The following is a 3,464-nucleotide window of genomic DNA, read 5'->3' as shown; positions in this document are numbered from 1 at the left end:
CAATAAAATGGGGTTCTAAGCTGATATTATTATCAGCCAGTAATTTAATAACCTCCGGTAATGCCATGATTTGCCCTCTGATATAAGAACCTACTCCGCCGACAAAAAGTTGTACGCCTTCTGTTATTAAATGGATAATGCCAATTTTTAGGCTGTTATTATCACCAATAGATGATTTATCTTCATGCATAGAAACCTCATGTTTTTAACATACATTTGATTTACAGTTGTATTAATACAAAGAAATTAATGACGTATTTTTCTTGTATATCATGTAATTGTTGATGAACAGGAAATCTAGCCCACAGTTTAAGAATAAATTGATGGCATCCTTAGGGGTTTCCACTATTGGCATTCCTTTGGTGTTCAACGAGGTATTCAGTAATATAGGCACGCCAGTCTCGGCAAAAAAATAATTTATCAAGGTATGGAATTTTTTATTCATCTCCTTTTTGACAGTTTGCACACGGGCACTACCGTCTACATGGACAATCGAAGGTAGTGCTGCTCGATATTTTTCTTTGACATAGGCAATAAATAGCATGTGATCACTATCATGGTTCAAGTCGAAATAGTCATTCGCTTTTTCATGCAAAACGGCAGGAGCAAAGGGGCGAAAATCCTCGCGATATTTAACGTTAGTATTAATATGGTCTTTCATTCGAGGGTTACGGGGGTCCGCTAAAATACTTCTGTTTCCTAAAGCGCGAGGGCCAAATTCAGACTCCCCTTGGAACCAGGCAATAACATTACCTGCCACGATGGATTTTGCGGCAATAGCTTCAATATCATCATAGTAAGTATATTCAATTTTATCGGTATGCTTTTCAAGCTCTGCCATAACACTAATATCATCATATTTTTTGCCAAAGTATGTTGAGCCAGAGTGTTTTACTCGCTCTTTCTTCAGCACTTCCAACCAGCCATAATAGCAACAACCAATTGATAGCCCGTTATCTCCCGCCGCAGGTTGGATATAGAGATGCTCAAACTCACTATGAGTAATGAGCTTTTCATTTGCGGTGGCATTTAATGCAACCCCTCCGGCATAAGCAAAGTTTTTCATAGGATAAAGTTGGTAGTAATGGCTGAACAGATAAAACAGTGCTTCCTCGAGTTTGGTTTGCGCCCAATAGGCTAAATCGGCGTAATATTGGAAGTTGTCACGAAAATGAGTAGGAGCAGAGTTTAAAAGAGGGTCTATTTTTGCCCACCAGTCACTACGCAACACCACTTTGCCGGAATCGAAAAAGAAGGGCACCCAATCGATTACATTCGGCCTTCCGTAAGGGGCTAATCCCATCAACTTACCTGCGCAATCCAGCTCGCCAAAAATATACAGTGCTATCCCTTCATAAAACTCACCAATAGAATTTTCTATTTCCCAGCTCGAAACAGGATAGTCTTTGCGATTCTTTCGATTAACCCACCTGGAGAAGTCTTTGAAGATAGGCTTGATTTTACTATCTTGATAAACGTAGTAGCTGCATGTTTCCCAGTAACGGTAACGATTGTTAACGTGGATACTATTCGCACCTTTGATATCCGCAACAATGTCATTACAACTGTCTAAGCTACCTCCATGGCCATCAATAACCACAATACCCATATCATCAAAAGGTGATGTTCCTATGGCACTGTAGGCATGTGCCAAGTGATGAGAAAGTGTGATGATCGGCACCATGGGGGGTAAAACCCTATTTTTCCGCTGTTCTAATGATTGGCTAAATAATGGATTATAAGAGTTTTGTTCTACTATCAATGAGAGGTCTTTATATTCAATACCCGCAGCATCTAAACAATATTGAATAGTTGAATTATCATTAAATCCATCATGTTTTACTCGGGATATTCTTTCCTTCTCAATCGAGAATATAATCTTGCCATCTTTCATTAGACATGTTGAGCCATCATGCGATAGAGCAGTACCGAGAATATAAATTGGTTTACACATAAAAGTAATATCCTTATTAATTTAGCCTTCTGTTAATTAAGAATGTAAGCAAGTCGCCGTGATAGTGCGAGTGTTGTTAACGATGGATTAGCCGCACCGGGTCGCGGGAATGTACTTGGGCCAACAGCATATAAATTTTTGATATGATCAAATTCATGATTTTCATTCAATATCTCTCCCAGTGGCAGAGTACTACTTTCATGGTTTTCCGTTCCAAGTGGGCTTATCCATGTGACGGGTTTGTTGGCATGGACTACCCTCGATGGGGAATGAAATTCATGATAAACATCCCCCATGGTTCTGGCATGGACAGTAAAACCGCCTTCAAAAACTAATGGGGAAAAGGGGATTGATATATTTTCACAAATGCCATGCCAGAATATATTTAGTTCATCCCGCTGTTTTTGTATCAATACATTATCATCATTATTTAAACCACTATAAATTGATAAAGGCATATTCTCATCATTTCTATTTATGCAAATATATCCATGATCGGAGGGGATCTGTTCGCCCATTGTCCATACTTCTAATTCAATGCCAAAATCTGATTGGGTGATAGTGAAAAATAAATTAAATCTTTCTCCTGCGGAACTATGGCAAAAGAATATAGTGTCAGGTTTATATTCAATTAACTCTCTCAGCATATCGGGTAGTTTATAATACTCAAATGTCACATTAAATCCCTGAACAATGTGATCGACGAGTCCAGTTATTTTTTCCTCAATTAAATGTCCAGAATCATAAAGTACTTGCGCTGCCAAACGTGTATTCTCAATGGTACCTAAGGCGAGAACACATTTATCAGCGAAGATGGTATATACCTCATTAGAGCTAATATGTCTCAACTTAGCGCCAATACAGTGACCATTTTTAATAATGAGTGACATAACTTCATACCCAGGAATTATTTTCGGGTTAGATCTTAATTGGTTATCCTCTTTCCAATAGGAAAGTGGTGAATAAGATTCCCAGCCACCTGATGAATCAATATTACGAATAACCTGAGGTGTTATTTTAAACTCAAAACCAGAAAGCTGAAGAGAGTAATCTATATCGTGATTCTTATCTGCCCATGCGAGCATTTCAGACTGCACCTGTGTGTAAAGTGATGGTCCACCTAACCAACTTTCAGTAAGATCATGGGCAATATTTGAAGGCCAGAATTTAAGTGTCTCAGCCTCTATTGGTAAAATAACACCATGCCAATAAAGGGATCTACCGCCGACTCTACGACGTAGACAAGTTCCTTTAGCAAAATGAGGTTCATTTAAAGAATGCCATGAACGGTAGGAGTATTTATCAGATCCTTCATTTTTCCAATATTCATTGGCTCGTTCATATTCACCTCCTGCATTTATATGGTTGTAATCATCTGCTGGACCAGCTTCTATAACGACGATATCTTTTATTCCTCTACAATTTAAATGCTTAGCTAACTCTAAACCCGACATTCCAGCACCGAGTATTAAAATGTTTATTTTGGGTGGAATTTCGCTTTTATTTTTGC

The 3,464-nt window shown here is 38.4% G+C and carries 2 protein-coding genes and 1 pseudogene; all 3 read right to left on the bottom strand.

Features of this window, described 5'->3' with window-relative positions; translation table 11 throughout:
• A pseudogene (locus V1952_RS20765) lies at positions 1 to 190 on the bottom strand (glycosyl transferase); the annotation flags it as partial.
• 42 nt (positions 191 to 232) lie between these two features.
• Positions 233 to 1,954 carry a carbamoyltransferase gene (locus V1952_RS20760; protein ID WP_420071713.1) on the bottom strand — a complete coding sequence of 574 codons (1,722 nt, stop codon included), beginning with the start codon at positions 1,952 to 1,954 and terminating at the stop codon, positions 233 to 235.
• A gap of 32 nt (positions 1,955 to 1,986) precedes the next feature.
• A partial coding sequence (locus V1952_RS20755; RefSeq protein WP_420075449.1) for a GMC family oxidoreductase occupies positions 1,987 to 3,464 on the bottom strand: 1,478 nt, incomplete at its 5' end.

It is taken from the genome of Yersinia sp. 2542 StPb PI, from assembly GCF_048593855.1.
GTDB classification, from domain to species: domain Bacteria; phylum Pseudomonadota; class Gammaproteobacteria; order Enterobacterales; family Enterobacteriaceae; genus Yersinia; species Yersinia enterocolitica_E.
This window is presented reverse-complemented; position numbering and strand designations above follow the sequence as displayed.

Coding starts and splice junctions, on each gene's coding strand:
- V1952_RS20760 (WP_420071713.1), bottom strand. CDS start 1,954: ATGTGTAAACCAATTTATATTCTCGGTACTGCTCTATCGCATGATGGC.